The sequence below is a fragment of the Stenotrophomonas sp. 05L413 genome (assembly GCF_056397945.1).
Window position 1 is genome coordinate 521,546 of the sequence record NZ_JBFTOL010000001.1, and the last position, 15,665, is coordinate 537,210.

Annotated in this window: 15 protein-coding genes; 5 read left to right on the forward strand and 10 right to left on the reverse strand. The window is 67.8% G+C overall.

What is annotated here, in order from left to right:
- Window positions 1-13 precede the first annotated feature (13 nt).
- Entirely contained in the window at window positions 14-904 is an 891-nt protein-coding gene (locus AC1DIQ_RS02365; protein ID WP_478049387.1) for a LysR family transcriptional regulator, read from the forward strand.
- A 75-nt stretch (window positions 905-979) separates the two neighbouring features.
- Here AC1DIQ_RS02365 and AC1DIQ_RS02370 read toward each other — a convergent pair whose 3' ends face one another.
- The 8 genes from AC1DIQ_RS02370 to prmB all read right to left on the reverse strand — a co-directional run bounded on the left by AC1DIQ_RS02370 (window position 980) and on the right by prmB (window position 9,258).
- Window positions 980-1,636, reverse strand: coding sequence for a phosphoribosylanthranilate isomerase (locus AC1DIQ_RS02370; protein ID WP_088433287.1), 657 nt, complete (start codon window positions 1,634-1,636; stop codon window positions 980-982).
- Window positions 1,633-2,406: a tRNA pseudouridine(38-40) synthase TruA gene (gene truA / locus AC1DIQ_RS02375; protein WP_121038456.1), complete on the reverse strand. Its 774-nt coding sequence runs from the start codon at window positions 2,404-2,406 to the stop codon at window positions 1,633-1,635. The genes AC1DIQ_RS02370 and truA overlap by 4 nt, the downstream gene beginning before the upstream one ends.
- Window positions 2,407-2,455: 49 nt before the next feature.
- Window positions 2,456-2,839 carry a VOC family protein gene (locus AC1DIQ_RS02380; protein WP_121038459.1) on the reverse strand — a complete coding sequence of 128 codons (384 nt, stop codon included), beginning with the start codon at window positions 2,837-2,839 and terminating at the stop codon, window positions 2,456-2,458.
- The gene (locus AC1DIQ_RS02385) at window positions 2,836-4,905 is read right to left on the reverse strand and encodes a motility hub landmark protein FimV (protein WP_478049388.1); all 2,070 of its coding nucleotides are present in this window, start codon (window positions 4,903-4,905) and stop codon (window positions 2,836-2,838) included. Before AC1DIQ_RS02385 ends, AC1DIQ_RS02380 begins: the two co-directional genes overlap by 4 nt.
- Before the next feature lie 88 nt (window positions 4,906-4,993).
- Window positions 4,994-6,019 carry an aspartate-semialdehyde dehydrogenase gene (locus AC1DIQ_RS02390; protein ID WP_102788063.1) on the reverse strand — a complete coding sequence of 342 codons (1,026 nt, stop codon included), beginning with the start codon at window positions 6,017-6,019 and terminating at the stop codon, window positions 4,994-4,996.
- Between the two features lie 161 nt (window positions 6,020-6,180).
- Window positions 6,181-7,236, reverse strand: coding sequence for a 2-hydroxyacid dehydrogenase (locus tag AC1DIQ_RS02395; RefSeq protein WP_478049389.1), 1,056 nt, complete (start codon window positions 7,234-7,236; stop codon window positions 6,181-6,183).
- Window positions 7,229-8,332 carry a chorismate synthase gene (gene aroC / locus AC1DIQ_RS02400; protein WP_152154511.1) on the reverse strand — a complete coding sequence of 368 codons (1,104 nt, stop codon included), beginning with the start codon at window positions 8,330-8,332 and terminating at the stop codon, window positions 7,229-7,231. The genes AC1DIQ_RS02395 and aroC overlap by 8 nt, the downstream gene beginning before the upstream one ends.
- Window positions 8,329-9,258, reverse strand: a complete 930-nt coding sequence (prmB, locus tag AC1DIQ_RS02405) for a 50S ribosomal protein L3 N(5)-glutamine methyltransferase (RefSeq protein WP_478049390.1) — start codon at window positions 9,256-9,258, stop codon at window positions 8,329-8,331. The genes aroC and prmB overlap by 4 nt, the downstream gene beginning before the upstream one ends.
- A gap of 511 nt (window positions 9,259-9,769) precedes the next feature.
- Here prmB and AC1DIQ_RS02410 point away from each other — a divergent pair.
- Window positions 9,770-10,420, forward strand: coding sequence for an SCO family protein (locus AC1DIQ_RS02410; RefSeq protein WP_478049391.1), 651 nt, complete (start codon window positions 9,770-9,772; stop codon window positions 10,418-10,420).
- Entirely contained in the window at window positions 10,417-11,259 is an 843-nt protein-coding gene (gene asd / locus AC1DIQ_RS02415; protein WP_461770137.1) for an archaetidylserine decarboxylase, read from the forward strand. The genes AC1DIQ_RS02410 and asd overlap by 4 nt, the downstream gene beginning before the upstream one ends.
- 152 nt (window positions 11,260-11,411) lie before the next feature.
- Here asd and AC1DIQ_RS02420 read toward each other — a convergent pair whose 3' ends face one another.
- Window positions 11,412-11,753 carry a ribonuclease E inhibitor RraB gene (locus tag AC1DIQ_RS02420; protein WP_121038480.1) on the reverse strand — a complete coding sequence of 114 codons (342 nt, stop codon included), beginning with the start codon at window positions 11,751-11,753 and terminating at the stop codon, window positions 11,412-11,414.
- A gap of 114 nt (window positions 11,754-11,867) precedes the next feature.
- Window positions 11,868-13,472: a transglycosylase SLT domain-containing protein gene (locus AC1DIQ_RS02425; protein ID WP_121038484.1), complete on the reverse strand. Its 1,605-nt coding sequence runs from the start codon at window positions 13,470-13,472 to the stop codon at window positions 11,868-11,870.
- A gap of 121 nt (window positions 13,473-13,593) precedes the next feature.
- Here AC1DIQ_RS02425 and AC1DIQ_RS02430 point away from each other — a divergent pair, with 121 nt between their 5' ends.
- Both AC1DIQ_RS02430 and greB read left to right on the forward strand, forming a co-directional pair.
- Window positions 13,594-15,099 carry a helicase HerA-like domain-containing protein gene (locus tag AC1DIQ_RS02430; RefSeq protein ID WP_478049392.1) on the forward strand — a complete coding sequence of 502 codons (1,506 nt, stop codon included), beginning with the start codon at window positions 13,594-13,596 and terminating at the stop codon, window positions 15,097-15,099.
- A gap of 55 nt (window positions 15,100-15,154) precedes the next feature.
- Complete coding sequence (gene greB / locus AC1DIQ_RS02435; RefSeq protein WP_478049393.1) at window positions 15,155-15,658, forward strand: transcription elongation factor GreB; 504 nt, start codon at window positions 15,155-15,157, stop codon at window positions 15,656-15,658.
- The last annotated feature ends 7 nt before the right edge of the window (window positions 15,659-15,665 follow it).

Consider the following 15,665-nt stretch of genomic DNA (forward strand, 5'->3'; position numbering starts at 1 on the left):
CAGGAAAACTCACATGATCGACGGACCGTTGCCCCCGCTCAATGCCCTGCGCAGCTTTGAAGCGGCCGCGCGGCTGGGCGGGGTTGGCCGTGCCGCCGAGGCACTGCATGTCACCCATGGCGCGATCAGCCGCCAACTGCGCCTGCTGGAGGAACACCTCGGCGTCGTGTTGTTCCAGCGCGAAGGGCGTGGGCTGCGCCTGACCCGCGCCGGCGAGGATCTGCAGGCCGCCTGCGAAGGTGCCTTCGAGCAGATCCGCGAGGCGGTGGTGGCGCTCAAGCGCCAGCAGCGGCCCGAAGCGCTGGTGCTCGGCTGCAGCGGCAGCATCCTGGCGCGCTGGATGATTCCCCGCCTGCAGGCGCTGCAGACCGCCCTGCCCCAGCTGCCGCTGCATTGGTCCGCCCAGGACGGGAGCTTCACCGCCGGGCAACAGGGCCTGGATGCGGTCCTGCTGCTCGCCCAGCCGCCGTGGCCCCGTGGCTGGCAGGTGCGCGAGCTGGCGCCGGAGCGGGTGGGCGTGGTGGTGAGTCCGCAGCACCCGGCCGCCGCGCGGCTGGCGCATCAGCCGCCCCCCTCCTTGTTGGGCGAATCGCTGTTGCATACGACCTCACGCCCGCAGGCGTGGCCGGCCTGGGCCCTGTCGCATGGGCTGGAGCCGGCACAGCTGCAGCTGGGCAGTGGCTTCGAGCATCTGTATTACCTGCTGGAAGCGGCGGTCGCCGGACTGGGCGTGGCGATCGCGCCAGAACCGCTCGTGGCCGATGAGCTGGCCGCCGGCCGGCTGCTGGCACCCTGGGGATTCGGCGCGACCGGGGGGTTTTGGGTGCTGGCCACGCCGGAGGGGGCGGCGGATCCGCGGGTGGATGCGCTGGCCGGGTGGCTGCAGGAGCAGCTGAAGGGGTGAGTGCGCGGGTGTATCAGGCTGCCGGCCAACGGCCGGCACTACCGGGTGCTGGGTGCCAGGCCCAGGGTGGGCGGATCAATCCGCTTCGTGGCAGTCGGCGCGTCGCACTTCTTCGACGAACTTGCGCATCTTGTAGCCGTCCTTGATGCCCGGTTCGGATTCGATGCCACTGGACACATCCACACCCCACGGCAGCGTGGCCACGATCGCGTCGAACACGTTGTCCGGGGTGATCCCGCCGGCCAGCAGGAAGGGCCGGTGCAGGCCGGTCGGCAGGCGGGTCCAGTCGAAGGCCACGCCCGTGCCACCGCCGCCACCGGGGGCGTGGCTGTCGAACAGGAAGCCGGCCGCGCTGGGGTAGCGCAACTGCAGCTGGCGGGCGTTGACCTCGTCCTTGCCCCCCATCGCCACGGCCTTCAGGTACGGCATGTTGAAGCTGCGGCAGAACGATTCGTCTTCGTCGCCGTGGAACTGCAGCAGGGTCGGCCGCACAGTGCGCAGCACTTCGCGCACCTCTTCCTTGGTGTTGTCGCGGAACAGGGCCACCACGTCCACCATCGGTGCGATCGCCTGGCGCATGGCGCGCGCCTCGGCCGGGGCGACCCGGCGCTTGCTCTCGCGGGCGAAGATGAAGCCGACGGCGTCCACGCCGAGCTCGCCGGCCAGGCGCACATCGCCGGCACGGGTCATGCCGCAGAACTTGATACGGGTGCGGTAGAAGGAGCGGCTCATAAGGTGACCTCGGCAGGCAGCTGCCAGTTGTCGGGGTACAGGGGACCAACGAAGACCAATCCCTGCGGCGGAGCGGTCGGGCCGGCCACGGTGCGGTCGCGCCCGGCCAGCAGTTGCCCCATCCACGCGACCGGCTGCTCGCCACAACCGACCAGGATCAATGAACCGACGATATTGCGCACCATGTGATGAAGGAATGCATTGGCCTGAACGGCGACCTCCACGACCTCGCCCTGACGGGTCACCGAGAGCGACTGCATGTGCCGGCGCGCGTGCAGGGCCTCGCACTGCACGCTGCGGAAGGCGCTGAAGTCGTTCTCACCCAACAGGGCCTGCCCGGCCGCGTGCATCAGCTCGGCATCCAGCGGCCTGCGCTCCCAGCTCAGGGTCTGCCGATAGAGTGCCGGGCGGACCTGGCGGTTGAGCAGACGGTAGCGGTAGCGGCGCGCGCGCGCGGCGAAGCGCGCATGGAACTCGTCGGCCACCGGTACGCACCAGCGCACAGCGATGGAGCGCGGCAGGCGCGTGGTGGTGCCCAGCATCCAGCTGCGCGGATCACGCACGACATCGGTATCGAAATGCACGACCTGGCATTCACCGTGCACCCCGGCATCGGTACGCCCCGCACACACGACCTGGATCGGCGCATTGGCCACCGAGGACAGCGCATCCTGCAGGCTGGCCTGCACGCTTGGGCAGCCGCTCTCACCGAGCTGCTGCCAGCCTTTGAATTCGCTGCCGTCGTATTCCACGCCCAGTGCGTAGCGCATGGTGAACCTCAATGGTTTGGGGGGGCCGGCGCAGGCGCCGGGTAGTGCATCAGACGGCGTCGCGCTCGGACCATACGGCCAGCTCGTTGCCGCCGGGCTCCACGAACTGGAAGCGGCTGCCACCGGGGAAGGCGAACACCGGTTTGATGATCTGCCCGCCCTGGGCCAGCACGGCCTCGAGCATGGGCTGCAGATCATCGGCGTAGATCACCAGCAATGGCGCGCCGCCAGCGGAGGCCGTCTGCGGCTCAGCGCGGAAGAAGCCGCCCTGGAAACGGCCATCGTCGAAGGCGGTGTAGTCCGGGCCGTAATCCACGAACGACCAGCCGAACACCTGCTCGAAGAAGTGGCGGCTGGCGGCGGGATCGCGCGAGGCGAACTCGACATAGTCCAGGCGCCGTTCGCGGGCGGCCAGCGGGCGGGCGTCGCTCATCCCAGTCGCGCCAGCAGTTCGCGCGCCTCGGCCTGGCTGTGCGGGTCGGCGCCGACGGCCACTTCGTGCAGCAGGGTCCGCGCGGTCTCGGCATCGCCGAGGTCCAGGTAGGCGATGGCCAGTTCCAGTCGATCACGACCGGGGCTGCCGATGGGCGCGGTGGGCGCGGTGGGCGCGGTGGGCGCGTTGTCGGCGACCGAGTCGGCACTATCGAGGGTGACGTCATGGCCGGCAGTCACCGGCTCAGCGTCGGCCGCGAGGGTGTCATCGCTTTCGACTGCTGGACGTTCGGCAGTGGCCGTTTCATCGGGGAATTCGAACACGCCGCGGAACGACGGCTGCGCGGCAGCTTCCAGCGCATGCGCTGGCGGCTCGATCAGCGGCGTCGGCTCGCGGAACAGCGCATCGTCTACGTTCACATGCTGAGCGTCGGCCTCGATGCTGTACGCAGACGCCGCCGTCGCCTCTACCTCGGGCAACACCGGCGCTTCGTCCGTCGCGGTAGCACTCCAGCGAGGATCGTCGAGGGCATCATGCGGATCGGCGTCGTGCGTGGATGACGCCAGCGGGAAGACCGGCTCGCGGCGCAGCCCGGCGTAGACGTCGGCCTCTGCAACGGTCTCTTCGTCGGGCACGCGCTGCGCGTCCTCCTGCTGCGCGGCCAGTTCGTCCACATAGTCGGCTGCGGGGACGGCCGCGGCCAATGCCGCGCCATCGAGCCCATCGCGCGACAGCGGCGGCAGCGGCGATGGCTTGCGGCGGCGTACCAGCGCCCATCCACCGACCACCAGCAGCAGCACGACCAGGCCCAACCAGTACCAGCCACCGCCGGCGCTGTCACGCGTGCCGGGTGCCTGCTCCAGGCGCTGTTGCGCAGCGGCCAGATCGTTGTCCTTCATCGTGATCAGGGATTGCTGCTGGGCCTTGAGCTTTTCCAGCTCGGCCACGCGTTCGCGCAGTTCCTGGATCTCGGCATCGCGCGTGGCGACGTCTTCCTTGGCCTGTCGCAGTTGTTCGTTACCCAGCATGTCGCCCTCGGTGCCGGCAGCGGTGCCGGTGGTTGTGCCTGCGGTGGTGCCGGCGGCGGCGACGGCCGGCGCGATTTCCAGGCGTGCGCCCTGGCCAGCAGCGGTCGGTGCGGCCGGGGCCGGAGACGGCGCGGCGGCCACCCCGCTGTCGGCGGGCTGCGGGATCGCAGCGCGCGACTGCCGCCATTGCGCGGTGTGCTCGCGCACAATCGCCGCAGCCTGTTGTGCATCGATCTGGGCAAGCCCATCGGCGCCCGGCGTGCGCAGCACCGCACCCTGCTTGAGCAGGTTCACGTTGCCACGGATGAAGGCCTCGGGGTTGGCCCGCAGCAGCGCGATCATCGCCTGGTCGCGGTTGATGCCCTGCTCGCGCGCCAGCGAACCGGCGATCTGCGAGAGCGTCTGTCCGCGCTGGACGGTGACGCTGCCGTCGGCGGCGACGGGCGCGGCCGGGGCGGCCTGTGCAGCCCTCGGCGCGGCCGGCCGGGGTGCGGCGGCGGGTTCAGCACGGCGCGGCGGCGCAGCGACGGCTGCCGCCTCCGGCGCAGGCTCACGGATGATGGCGTTGGACATCGCGCCCGCCGGGGCGACGATCTCCGGCTCGGCCACGGCGGCGGCGCTGTTGGGCGCATCCACCAGGGCGGAATACTCACGGACCAGACGGCCCTGCCCCCAATCGGCTTCGATCAGGAAATTCAACGCGGGCGTCGCCACGGGCGCATGACTGCTGACGCGCACCACGGCGCGGCCCTGCGCATTGCGGGTCAACTCAAACTGCAGCTCGCTGACCAGTCCGGACGGCGGTTCCAACCCGACCCGGGCGAAGGTCGCCGGCGAGGCCAGCGCAACGCGGAGGTTTTCCAGCTCGGACGGATCGGCGGAAATGACCGGGATTTCGGCCAGCAAGGGTTGGCCCGGTTTGGACAGCACCCGGATATCGCCCAGGCCCAGGGCCATGGCGGAACTGCTGGCCAGGGCCAGCAGCAGCGTCGACACATACTTGAGCGGACGCACTGCGCCCGGAGCCCGGTTCTTCATGGCGGCCAATATAACGGCTCCCCCCGTGATCGGCGATGTTTCAATGCGGGTGGTCGGCGGCATCCCCATGCCGCCGACCACGACGCGATCAGCCTTCGGCGGCGACCAGTTCGGCCAGCTGCACGGCATTGAGGGCAGCGCCCTTGCGGATGTTGTCCGAGACGATCCACAGGTTCAGGCCGCGCGGATGGGACAGATCCTCACGGATGCGGCCGACGTACACCGCATCGGTGCCCGACGCGTGAGTGACCGGGGTCGGATAACCACCCGCTTCATGCTTGTCGACCACTTCCACGCCCGGCGAACGTGACAACAGCTCACGCGCGGCATCCGGGGTGACCTTGTCGCGGGTTTCGATGGTGACCGCTTCGGAGTGGCCATAGAACACCGGCACGCGCACGGCGGTCGGGTTCACCAGGATGCTGTCATCGCCGAGGATCTTGCGGGTTTCCCAGACCAGCTTCATTTCTTCCTTGGTGAAGCCGTTGTCCTGGAAATCATCGATGTGCGGGATCAGGTTGAACGCGATCTGCACCGGGAAGCGCTGTGGGTCGATTTCCTGGAAGCTGAGCAGCTGGCCGGTCTGCTTGCCGAGTTCTTCCAGCGCCGAGCGACCGCCGCCGGACACCGACTGGTAGGTGGCCACGTTGATGCGCTCGATGCCGTACTGGCGGTGCAGCGGCGCCAGTGCGACCAGCATCTGCATGGTCGAGCAGTTCGGGTTGGCGATGATGCCGCGCGGGCGGTTCTTCAGCGCCTCCGGGTTCACTTCGGAGACGACCAGCGGCACGTCATCGTCGTAACGGAAGGCCGAAGAGTTGTCGATCACCACCGCACCGGCGGCGGCGAACTTGGGGCCGAACTCCTTGGAGACGCTGCCACCGGCGGAGAACAGCGCGATGTCCACGCCGTTCGGATCGAAGGTGCTCAGGTCCTGGACCTTGATCTTCTCACCCTGGTACTCGATCTCGCCACCGGCCGAACGCGAGGACGCGAGCAGGCTCAGCGTGGCGATCGGGAAGTTGCGCTCAGCCAGGATGGCCAGCATGGTTTCGCCGACAGCACCGGTGGCACCGACGACGGCGACGTGGAAACGACGATCTGGATTGCTCATGAAAACCTCTGTTGGGTGTACCGACCCGTGGCCGATACGTAACGTGCGTTGGGGATGTGTACCGACCAACGATCGGTACCTGCCGTGCCTTGGAGATATGTGCCGACCATCGGTCGGTACCTACCGGTTCGGGAACCTCGCCTGTTGGCCAGCGCGGTTCCCTATCGTTTTGCGTCGTCGATTTTTTTGCCGCCCACGGTCGCGCCGCCGGTTTTCACGGCAGCGACAGCGTCGGCGTTGATCGCGCTCGGCGGGTGGCCGGCATCCGGGCCCTGCCCCAGTGCGGCGGTCAGGTTGTCCACGGCCAGCTGCACCATCGCCCGGCGGGTGGCCTGGCTGGCGCTGCCGATATGCGGGGTCAGCACGATGTTGTGCAGGGCGAGCAGTTCCGGGCGCACCGTCGGTTCGCCTTCGAACACATCCAGCCCGGCGGCGGCCAGGCGCCCGTTGGCCAGTGCATCGGCGAGCGCCAGCTCATCCACGATGCCGCCGCGGGCGATGTTGATCAGCGTGGCGGTCGGCTTCATCTTTGCCAGCGCATCGGCACCGATGATGTGGTGCGAGGCGGCGTTGTACGGCAGCACGAGCACGAGGTGATCGGCCTGCGCCAGCAGCGTATCCAGGCCCACGTACTGCGCGCCGACCTCGGCCTCGGTGGCCTCGGGCAGCCGCGAACGGTTGTGGTACAGCACGCGCATGCCGAAGCCGTGCGCACCGCGACGGGCAATGCCCTGGCCGATGCGGCCCATGCCGAGGATGCCCAGCGTGCTGCCGTGGATGTCCGCACCGAGCATGGTCTGGAACGACCACTGCCCCCACTGCCCGTCACGCAGCCAGCGCTCGGATTCGGTGATGCGGCGGGCGGTGGCCATCAGCAGCGCAAAGCCGAGATCGGCCGTGGTTTCGGTCAGGACATCAGGGGTATTGCTGGCCAGGATGCCGGCGGCGCTGAGCGCGTCGATATCCAGGTTGTTGTAGCCCACACCGACGTTGGCGATCGCGCGCAGCTGGGGCGCGTTGGCGATCTCGGCTGCACCGATGCGTTCGTTGAGGGTGATCAGCGCGCCGTCGACGTGGGCCAGCTGTTCGGCCAGTATCTGCGGCGTATAGCGGGTGACGTCGCCGGTCATGGTCAGGTCGAAATGCTGCCCGAGCTGTTCGACGACATCGTCGAACAGGGGCTGGCTGACCCAGACCTTGGGGCGCCGATCAGCCATCGATCGTGCCCGGGATGCGCGGGGTGATCTGGCCGACATCACCGCACTGGGCGCGGTGGCGCAGCGCCTGGTCCATCAGCACCAGGGCCATCATCGCCTCGGCGATCGGGGTGGCACGGATGCCCACGCACGGATCGTGACGGCCGGTGGTGATCACCTCGACCGAGGCACCGGTGGCGTCCACCGTGGCACCGGGCAGGCGCAGGCTGGAGGTCGGCTTGAGCACGATCGAGGCAGTGACCTGCTGGCCGGTGGAGATGCCACCGAGGATGCCGCCGGCATGGTTGCTGGCAAACCCCTGCGGGGTGAGCAGGTCACGGTGTTCGGTGCCCTTCTGCGCGGCACTGGCAAAGCCATCGCCGATCTCCACGCCCTTCACCGCGTTGATGCTCATCAGCGCGGCCGCCAGATCGCCATCGAGCTTGCCGTAGATCGGCTCGCCCCAGCCCGGCGGTACGCCGTCAGCCACCACGTTGACGCGCGCACCGACCGAATCACCGGACTTGCGCAGCGCATCCATGTAGCTCTCCAGCGCAGGCACCTGATCGGCGACCGGCCAGAAGAACGGATTGTCTTCCACCGCCGACCAGTCAAAACCGGTCGGGATGATCTCGCCCAGCTGCGAGAGATAGCCACGCACGGTGACGCCATGCCGCTGCAGCAGCCACTTCTTGGCGATGACACCGGCGGCGACGCGCATGGTGGTTTCGCGCGCGGAAGAACGACCACCCCCGCGCGGATCGCGGATGCCGTACTTCTGCCAGTAGCTGTAGTCGGCATGGCCCGGGCGGAACTGCTGGGCAATGTTGGTGTAATCCTTGCTGCGCTGATCCGTGTTGCGGATCAGCAGCCCGATCGGGGTACCGGTGGTGCGGCCCTCGTACACCCCGGAGAGGATCTCGATCTCATCCGCTTCACGCCGCGCGGAGGTGTGCCGGCTCTTGCCGGTGGCCCGCCGCTGCAGATCATGGGCGAATTCGTCGGCGCTGATCTCCAGCCCCGGCGGACAGCCGTCCACCACGCAGCCGATCGCCGGACCGTGCGATTCGCCGAAGGTGGTAACGGTCAGCAGTTTGCCGAAGCTGTTGGAACTCACGGCCGCTGCGCTGCCAGTTCGGTGATGCGGGCGCTGTGCGCGATCAGTTCGCGGCACTCCACGGCGAAGATGCCCATCTGGCCGACCTTGAACTCGACCCAGCGGAAATCCACTTCGGGCAGCAGCTTGTACAGGTGCTGCTCGGACTCGCCCACTTCACAGATCAGCAGACCATCCTCGCTCAGGTGCAGCGGGGCGTCGCGCAGGATCTTCAGCACCAGGTCCAGGCCGTCGTGCCCGGCACGCAGGCCCATTTCCGGCTCGTAGGCGTATTCCTGCGGCAGGGCATCGGTCTCGTCGTTGGTGACGTACGGGGGATTGGTGACGATCAGGTCGTAGTGACGGCCGGTCAGGCCGTTGAACAGGTCGGACTTGAGCAGGGTGACGTTCTGCGTCTGCAGACGTTCCTTGTTCTCTTCGGCCAGCGAGAGTGCTTCGTCGCTGAGGTCGACGCCATCCACCTCCCAGTTCGGGTAGTAGTGGCCCATGGCGATGGCGATGCAGCCCGAGCCGGTGCACAGGTCGAGGGCGCGATGGACATCGCGGCCGGCCAGCCACGGCTCGAAGCCGCACTCGATCAGTTCGGCGATCGGGGAGCGCGGCACCAGGGCGCGGGTGTCGCTCTTGAAGCTCAGGCCGGCGAACCAGGCCTCACCGGTGAGGTAGGCAGCCGGGATGCGCTCGTCGATGCGGCGCTGGAACAGGTCCAGCACGCGGACCTTTTCGTCCTGCAGCAGGCGCGCCTGGCCGTAGGCGGGGCCGAGGTCATGCGGGAGGTGCAGGCTGTGCAGGACCAGCTGGGTGGCTTCGTCCAGGGCGTTGTCGTAGCTGTGCCCGAAGGTCAGCCCGGCGGCGTTGAAACGGYTGGTGCCGTAGCGGATCAGGTCGATGATCGTGTGGAGTTCGGCGGCCGTTTCGGCGGTCATGGCGGGGCAACAGGCAATGTGGCCCCCGATTATAGGCGCTGGGGCGGGCCGGGGCATCCGTTGCAGTCGAAACGAGCCACGGCCACGGCCACGGCCACGGCGAGGATCAAGACAGAAGCCAATGCGGCGGTTGCCAGTCCGTGGGCTGGCGTGGCGGGGGTGGGAGGGCGGGACACGCCGTAAACCCATCCCTGGGGGCTCGACAAGCGGCATCCATGCCGCTTGACGGTCCCGCCCTCCCACCCCCGCCACGCCTTTGACAGTGGGTTGGTTCTTTCGGGAACAGCCAAGGCCAAGGCGATAGCGCACGAATTACGCATCGAAGGCGTTTTTTGTAGTGCCGAGCCATGCTCGGCATTTCGCCAACAGCAATCCGTGCCCTGCCCCAGACGCTGAGGTTTCGACGCTCGGCAGTGCAATTGGCACTGCTTACCCACCCGTGCCGACGCCCCTCCCGACAATCCGGCGTGGCTGCCTCTATCATGGTGGCCACTTCCGGGACGGGGCCCTTATGTTCAATCGCAATGTCGGCATCATCCTGCTGATCGCCCTCGCCGCCGGGCTGGGACTGGTCGTGGCGCAGAAGGTCTTCGCGCCCAAGCCGGGCGGTGACCGCCCCGCCACCGAGTCGATCACCTTCTATCCGCAGCCGCGCCCGCTGCCCGATTTCAACCTGGGCCAGTCCGACGGCACCCGGCTGATCCCGGGCGAGCTGAAGGGCCACTGGACCCTGGTGTTCCTGGGCTTCACCTTCTGCCCGGATGTGTGCCCGACCACGCTGGCCGATCTGGCCCAGGCCCAGAAGCAGTGGGAAGCCCTGCCCGAGACGCTGCGCCCGCGGCTGGTCTTCATTTCGGTCGATCCCGAGCGCGATACGCCGGCACGGCTGGGCGAGTACGTGCATGCGTTCCATAAGGACACGCTGGCCGCGACAGCCGATGTGCCCTCGCTGGAGCGTTTCGCCACCTCGCTGGGCTTCGTGTTCCAGAAGGTGCCGGGCAAGCACTTCGATGAGAATCCCGAGGATTACACCCTCGAACACTCGGCCAGCCTGGCCGTGCTGGATCCGGAAGGCCGCTTGGCCGGTCTGATCCGCCCTCCTTTCCAAGCGCAGGCCATCGCCCGCGACCTGCACCTGCTGACCGAGAAATCCGCCCCATGAGTTTGATGACCACGCTGAGCTACGCCCTGCCCCATCGCCTGCTGTCGTCCATGGCGCGCAGACTGGCGTATTCCAGCAACCCGCGGGTCTCGCGCTGGCTGATCGACACCGTAACCGCCAAGTTCGGCGTGAATCTGGCCGAAGCCGCCAATCCGGACCCGCGCAGCTACCCGACCTTCAACCAGTTCTTCACCCGGGCGTTGAAGCCGGGCGCGCGCGTGGCCGATGCCGATCCGCGCACGCTGGTGATGCCGGCCGATGGCCGGATCAGCCAGCTGGGCAAGATCGAGGACGGGCGCATCTTCCAGGCCAAGGGCCAGTCCTTCACCGCCGCCGAGCTGCTGGGCGATGCCGAGGATGCCGAGGTCTTCCACCACGGCCTGTTCGCCACGGTGTATCTGTCGCCGAAGGATTACCACCGCGTGCACATGCCATGGACCGGCACGCTGCGCGAGACCGTGCACGTGCCGGGGCGGTTGTTCAGCGTCGGCCCGGCCGCGGTGAACAGGGTGCCGGGGCTGTTCGCCCGCAACGAACGCCTGGTCTGTCACTTCGATACCGACTTCGGCCCGATGGTCTCGGTGATGGTCGGCGCGCTGCTGGTCTCCGGCGTGGAGACGGTGTGGGGCGGCGAGGAGATTCCGGCCTACGGCGATACGATCACGCGCAAGGATTACCGTGGCAAGGGCATCACCCTGGAACGCTTCGCGGAGATGGCGCGCTTCAACTACGGCTCCACCGTGATCGTGCTGCTGCCGCCCGGTGTGGCCGAGTTCGCGCCGCACCTGGATGCAGAGCATGCGGTGCAGCTGGGGCAGGCGCTGGCGACCCTGAAGTGACGGTAGTGCCGGCCGCTGGCCGGCATCGCAGGTATTCCGGGTAGCCGGCCAGCGGCCGGCACTACTGGTAGACCATGCGATCCGCACCAATGAAAACGCCCCGGTTTCCCGGGGCGTTTTTCGTTGTGTCCGGTTCGATCGGATCGCGCCGATCAGATCTCGACCGGGCCGACGTCCATGCCGTCATAGTCTTCCACGCCGTTCGCTTCGGCCAGGGCCTGCAGCTCATGGTTGCGGGCATCCAGCGAGGCTTCGGTGTGCACCTCGGCGCGCTCCACGTGCAGCACGTGGTAGGGGTCTTCGCCTTCTTCAAGGTCCGGCTCGAACACTTCCACCAGGGTGTAGCCCAGTTCGACCAGCTTCTCGCCCAGGCCGTGCAGCGGCTCCGGCGTGGTGTTGACGAAGAAGTAGCCCCACAGCATCGGGCCGTTAAGGTCCCAATCGGTGTTTTCACGGATGTTGGCGAACATCTCGTTGATTGCGGTGATATCCATCTGGGTGTCCTGTATGCGTGTTGCGGTGAGCGCCGGCACGTGGCCGAGGCTGCGATGGATGTGCTGGGCCGGGCGGCCACAGGCGTGATGCCGGCGAGCCTACCCGGTTATGGCTTACTTGTCGCAGCCCTGCAGCTTGATGCTCTGGCCCTGCTTGAGGGAATAGGCCGGCGCCTTGAGGCCGTTGGCCCGGGCCAGGGTCGGCACATCGCACTGGAACCTAGCGGCGATCTTGCCGAGGGTCTCGCCCTTACCGACCTTGTAACTGCGGGCCGGCTTGGCCTTGGGCTTGGCGGCCGGGACGGCTACCGGCGCGGCCGGGGTCACCGCGGGCATGGCCTGCGGCTGGGCGACCGGCACCACGCTTCCCACCGCCACGTTGCCGGTGTAGCTGACCGCCGTAGGCCGCACGATCGCCGCATTGAGGTCGGCGGTGATGAGGGTGCGGGCCAGATCGGCGCGCGGGCCGCTGACGCAGAACCGGTTGTACAGGCCGGCGATGCGGGTGGTCGCGTTGATGGTGGTGCCGGCCGGAATCCAGCCGTCGGCCTCATAGCGCGGGTTGAGGTTGCGCAGTGCACGCATGTAGCCGTCGCGGGTACCGCTGCTGCCCAGGCAGATGGTCAGCTCGTAGATCGTGGTCGACTTGGCCAGGCGGATCGTGGCCGGCTGCGCGCTGATCTTGGGGAACTCCACGCCGTACTGCTGCGGGTGCAGATAGATCCACGCCGCGGCGATCACCATCGGTACGTAGTCCTTGGTCTCGCCCGGGAACTGGTTGTAGACGCTGTCGGTCCAGAAGCCCTGCCCCGGGTACTGGCGGAACACGCGGATGGCGCGCCCTTCACCGCCGTTGTAACCGGCCAGCGACAGCTCGACGCTGTTGTTGAGCTCACGCATGCGTTCGTTGAGGTAGGTCGCGCTGGCCTCGGCGGCACTGCGTGCGTCGAAACGCGTGTCGAACCCGGTGCCATCCGGGCCGAGCCCGAAACGGCGGCCGGTGGCCGGCATGAACTGCATCAGCCCGGCGGCGCCGGCACGCGAGGAGGCGTGCACGCGCCCGTTGGATTCCTTGGCCATGATCCCGAACAGCAGCGCTTCGGGCAGGCCGCGCTTTTCCCACTCCGGCCACATCACCGCACGCAGGTTCTGGTAGTTCTCGTAACTGGTGAGCAGCGCCGGGCGCATGTCGGTCAGCCAGCGGCGGATGCCGGCCTGCACGGCCGGGTTGTACTCGACCATGGTATCGAAGGCGTGCCGCTTGTCGTTGAGCAGCGCGGCAGCGCGGGCCGCTTCGGGCACATCGGCGGCCAGCGGGCCGACATGGTCCGGGTCGGCCTCCAGCAGGGTGCCGTCGGCGATGGCCGTGCCGTCCTCGCTGTCCTGCTGGCTGTCGGCGTTGCTCTTGAGCAGGCGCTTGTAAGTCGGCAGCAGGTTGCTGACCTGGCAGCCCTTCTGGGCCACGCAGGCGCTGATCACATCCTCCATGTCCTCCAGCGCGGCGTCGGCCTCGTTGGTGCCCTTGGGGTCGGCATTGTTCACCAGCACCAGCGCCGCGTTGTAGCGCTTCTCGGCGGCTGTCATGCGCTGGTCGAGCGCCTCCACCTTGGCCTTGTCGCGGGCAGAGACGCGCTGGGCATGGGCCTCGGGGACGATCGACAGCATCGCGGCAACGGCCAACAGCGGCCAACCACGGACAAGCAAGACAGGAACGGGCATTTTTGGCACTGTGTGCGAACGATGGGGCAGAGTAGCCGCGCCGCTTGCATCGGGGCAACCCGTCTGCCGGCCGGCCAACGCCGACGTTTAGAATCCCGCCTATTCACACTGCGAGTTGACCATGGATCCGATTCTGCTCGGCAAAGGCATCACCGACGATATCCCCGTGACCCTGCTGCCGCGCCTGGGCAACCGCCACGGCCTGGTGGCCGGCGCGACCGGCACCGGCAAGACCGTCACCCTGATGACGCTGGCCGAGGGTTTCTCGCGGATCGGCGTGCCGGTGTTCCTGGCCGATGTGAAGGGTGACGTGTCCGGCCTGGCCGTACCCGGTGCCGGTACCGAGGCGCTGCTGCAGCGCGCGACCGACCTCGGCGTGACCGACTACGCGCCCGCTGCCAGCCCGACCGTGTTCTGGGACCTGTACGGCAAGCTCGGCCACCCGGTACGCACCACGGTCAGTGAAATGGGCCCGACCCTGCTCGCGCGCATCCTGGAACTCAACGATACCCAGGCCGGCGTGCTGGACATCGTATTCAAGCTCGCTGACGACCGCGGCCTGCTGCTGCTCGATCTGGATGATCTGCGCGCCCTGCTCGGCCTGGTCGCCGAGGAGCGCAAGGACATCTCCACCGAATACGGCCTGGTCAGCGCGCAGACCGTGGCGGCGATCCAGCGCTCGCTGCTGCGCCTGTCACAGGACGGCGGCGAAGCGTTCTTCGGCGAGCCTGCGCTGGAGCTGGCCGACCTCATGCGCGTCAACCACGATGGCCGCGGCGTGATCGGCATCCTCGCCGCCGACCAGCTGGTGCTCAAGCCGCGGCTGTATTCCACCTTCCTGCTGTGGCTGCTCTCGGAGCTGTTCGAAACGCTGCCGGAAGTGGGCGATCTGGAGAAGCCGAAGCTGGTCTTCATCTTCGATGAGGCGCACCTGCTGTTCGATGACGCACCGCCGGCGCTGGCGCAGCGCATCGAGCAGGTGGTCCGGCTGATCCGCTCCAAGGGCGTGGGCGTGTACTTCTGCTCGCAGTTCCCGGATGACGTGCCGGCCAGCATTCTCGGCCAGCTCGGCAACCGCGTGCAGCACGCGCTGCGTGCGTTCACCCCGCGCGACCAGAAAGCGGTGAAGGTCGCCGCCGAAACCTTCGTGCCCAACCCGAAGCTGGATGTGGCCGCCACGCTGGCCAAGCTGGGTACCGGTGAAGCGCTGGTGTCCACGCTGCAGGACAAGGGCATCCCCTCGCCCGTGCAGCAGACCCAGATCGCGCCACCGCGTTGCCGGATGGGCGCGATCACCGAGGCCGAACGTGCGCAGGTGCGTGCCGGCAGCCCGGTGGGCACCCGTTACGACACCGCGATCAACCGCGAATCGGCAGCCGAACTGTTGGCGCAGCGCGCGCAGAAGACCGTCGAACAGGCCGATGCACCCAAAGCCCGTACCCGCCAGCAGGATGAGGCGCAGGAAGGTGGCTTCGGCCAGAGCATCAAGGATGCGATCTTCGGCACCAAGCGCCGCCAGGGCATGATCGAAACCATGGCCAAGCAGACCACGCGCACCGTCGGCACCAAGCTGGGCAACCAGATCGTGCGTGGCCTGCTCGGCGGTATTTTCGGCGGAAAACGCTGATACTTCGTGTCGCGCCCTGTGGCGCGGCACCTTTTGAAGAGCACAAGCAGACCTGATGTCGCGTTGGCGTCCCCCCGCGGAAAAAAGCACGGCCCTGATCACCGCACAGGGCCACCAGCGGCTGAAGACCGAACTGGATGAGCTGTGGCGGCACATACGCCCGGAAGTGGTGAAGGCACTGGCCGCCGCCGCCGCAGAAGGCGACCGCTCCGAGAATGCCGAATACACCTACCGCAAGAAACAGCTGGGCGAGATCGATCGGCGCGTGCGCTACCTGACCAAGCGGCTGGAAGCACTGCGCATTGTCGATACCGCGCCGACCGATCCAAACGCGGTGTTCTTCGGCGCGACGATCGAGCTGGAGAATGTCGACTCGGGCGACATCCACGTGTACCGCATCGTCGGCCCGGACGAGACCGATGCCGGTGCAGGCTGGATCAGCATCGATTCGCCGTTGGCGCGCGCGCTGCTGAAGAAACGCGTGGACGATGAGTTCGAGGTGGAGCTGCCCAGCGGCCGCCATGGGTTCGCGATCCTGTCGGTGGCGTACCCCGGCTGACAGGGTG

Coding starts and splice junctions, on each gene's coding strand:
- AC1DIQ_RS02365 (WP_478049387.1), top strand. CDS start 14: ATGATCGACGGACCGTTGCCCCCGCTCAATGCCCTGCGCAGCTTTGAA.
- AC1DIQ_RS02370 (WP_088433287.1), bottom strand. CDS start 1,636: ATGAGCCGCTCCTTCTACCGCACCCGTATCAAGTTCTGCGGCATGACC.
- truA (WP_121038456.1), bottom strand. CDS start 2,406: ATGCGCTACGCACTGGGCGTGGAATACGACGGCAGCGAATTCAAAGGC.
- AC1DIQ_RS02380 (WP_121038459.1), bottom strand. CDS start 2,839: ATGAGCGACGCCCGCCCGCTGGCCGCCCGCGAACGGCGCCTGGACTAT.
- AC1DIQ_RS02385 (WP_478049388.1), bottom strand. CDS start 4,905: ATGAAGAACCGGGCTCCGGGCGCAGTGCGTCCGCTCAAGTATGTGTCG.
- AC1DIQ_RS02390 (WP_102788063.1), bottom strand. CDS start 6,019: ATGAGCAATCCAGATCGTCGTTTCCACGTCGCCGTCGTCGGTGCCACC.
- AC1DIQ_RS02395 (WP_478049389.1), bottom strand. CDS start 7,236: ATGGCTGATCGGCGCCCCAAGGTCTGGGTCAGCCAGCCCCTGTTCGAC.
- AC1DIQ_RS02410 (WP_478049391.1), top strand. CDS start 9,770: ATGTTCAATCGCAATGTCGGCATCATCCTGCTGATCGCCCTCGCCGCC.
- asd (WP_461770137.1), top strand. CDS start 10,417: ATGAGTTTGATGACCACGCTGAGCTACGCCCTGCCCCATCGCCTGCTG.
- AC1DIQ_RS02420 (WP_121038480.1), bottom strand. CDS start 11,753: ATGGATATCACCGCAATCAACGAGATGTTCGCCAACATCCGTGAAAAC.
- AC1DIQ_RS02425 (WP_121038484.1), bottom strand. CDS start 13,472: ATGCCCGTTCCTGTCTTGCTTGTCCGTGGTTGGCCGCTGTTGGCCGTT.
- AC1DIQ_RS02430 (WP_478049392.1), top strand. CDS start 13,594: ATGGATCCGATTCTGCTCGGCAAAGGCATCACCGACGATATCCCCGTG.
- greB (WP_478049393.1), top strand. CDS start 15,155: ATGTCGCGTTGGCGTCCCCCCGCGGAAAAAAGCACGGCCCTGATCACC.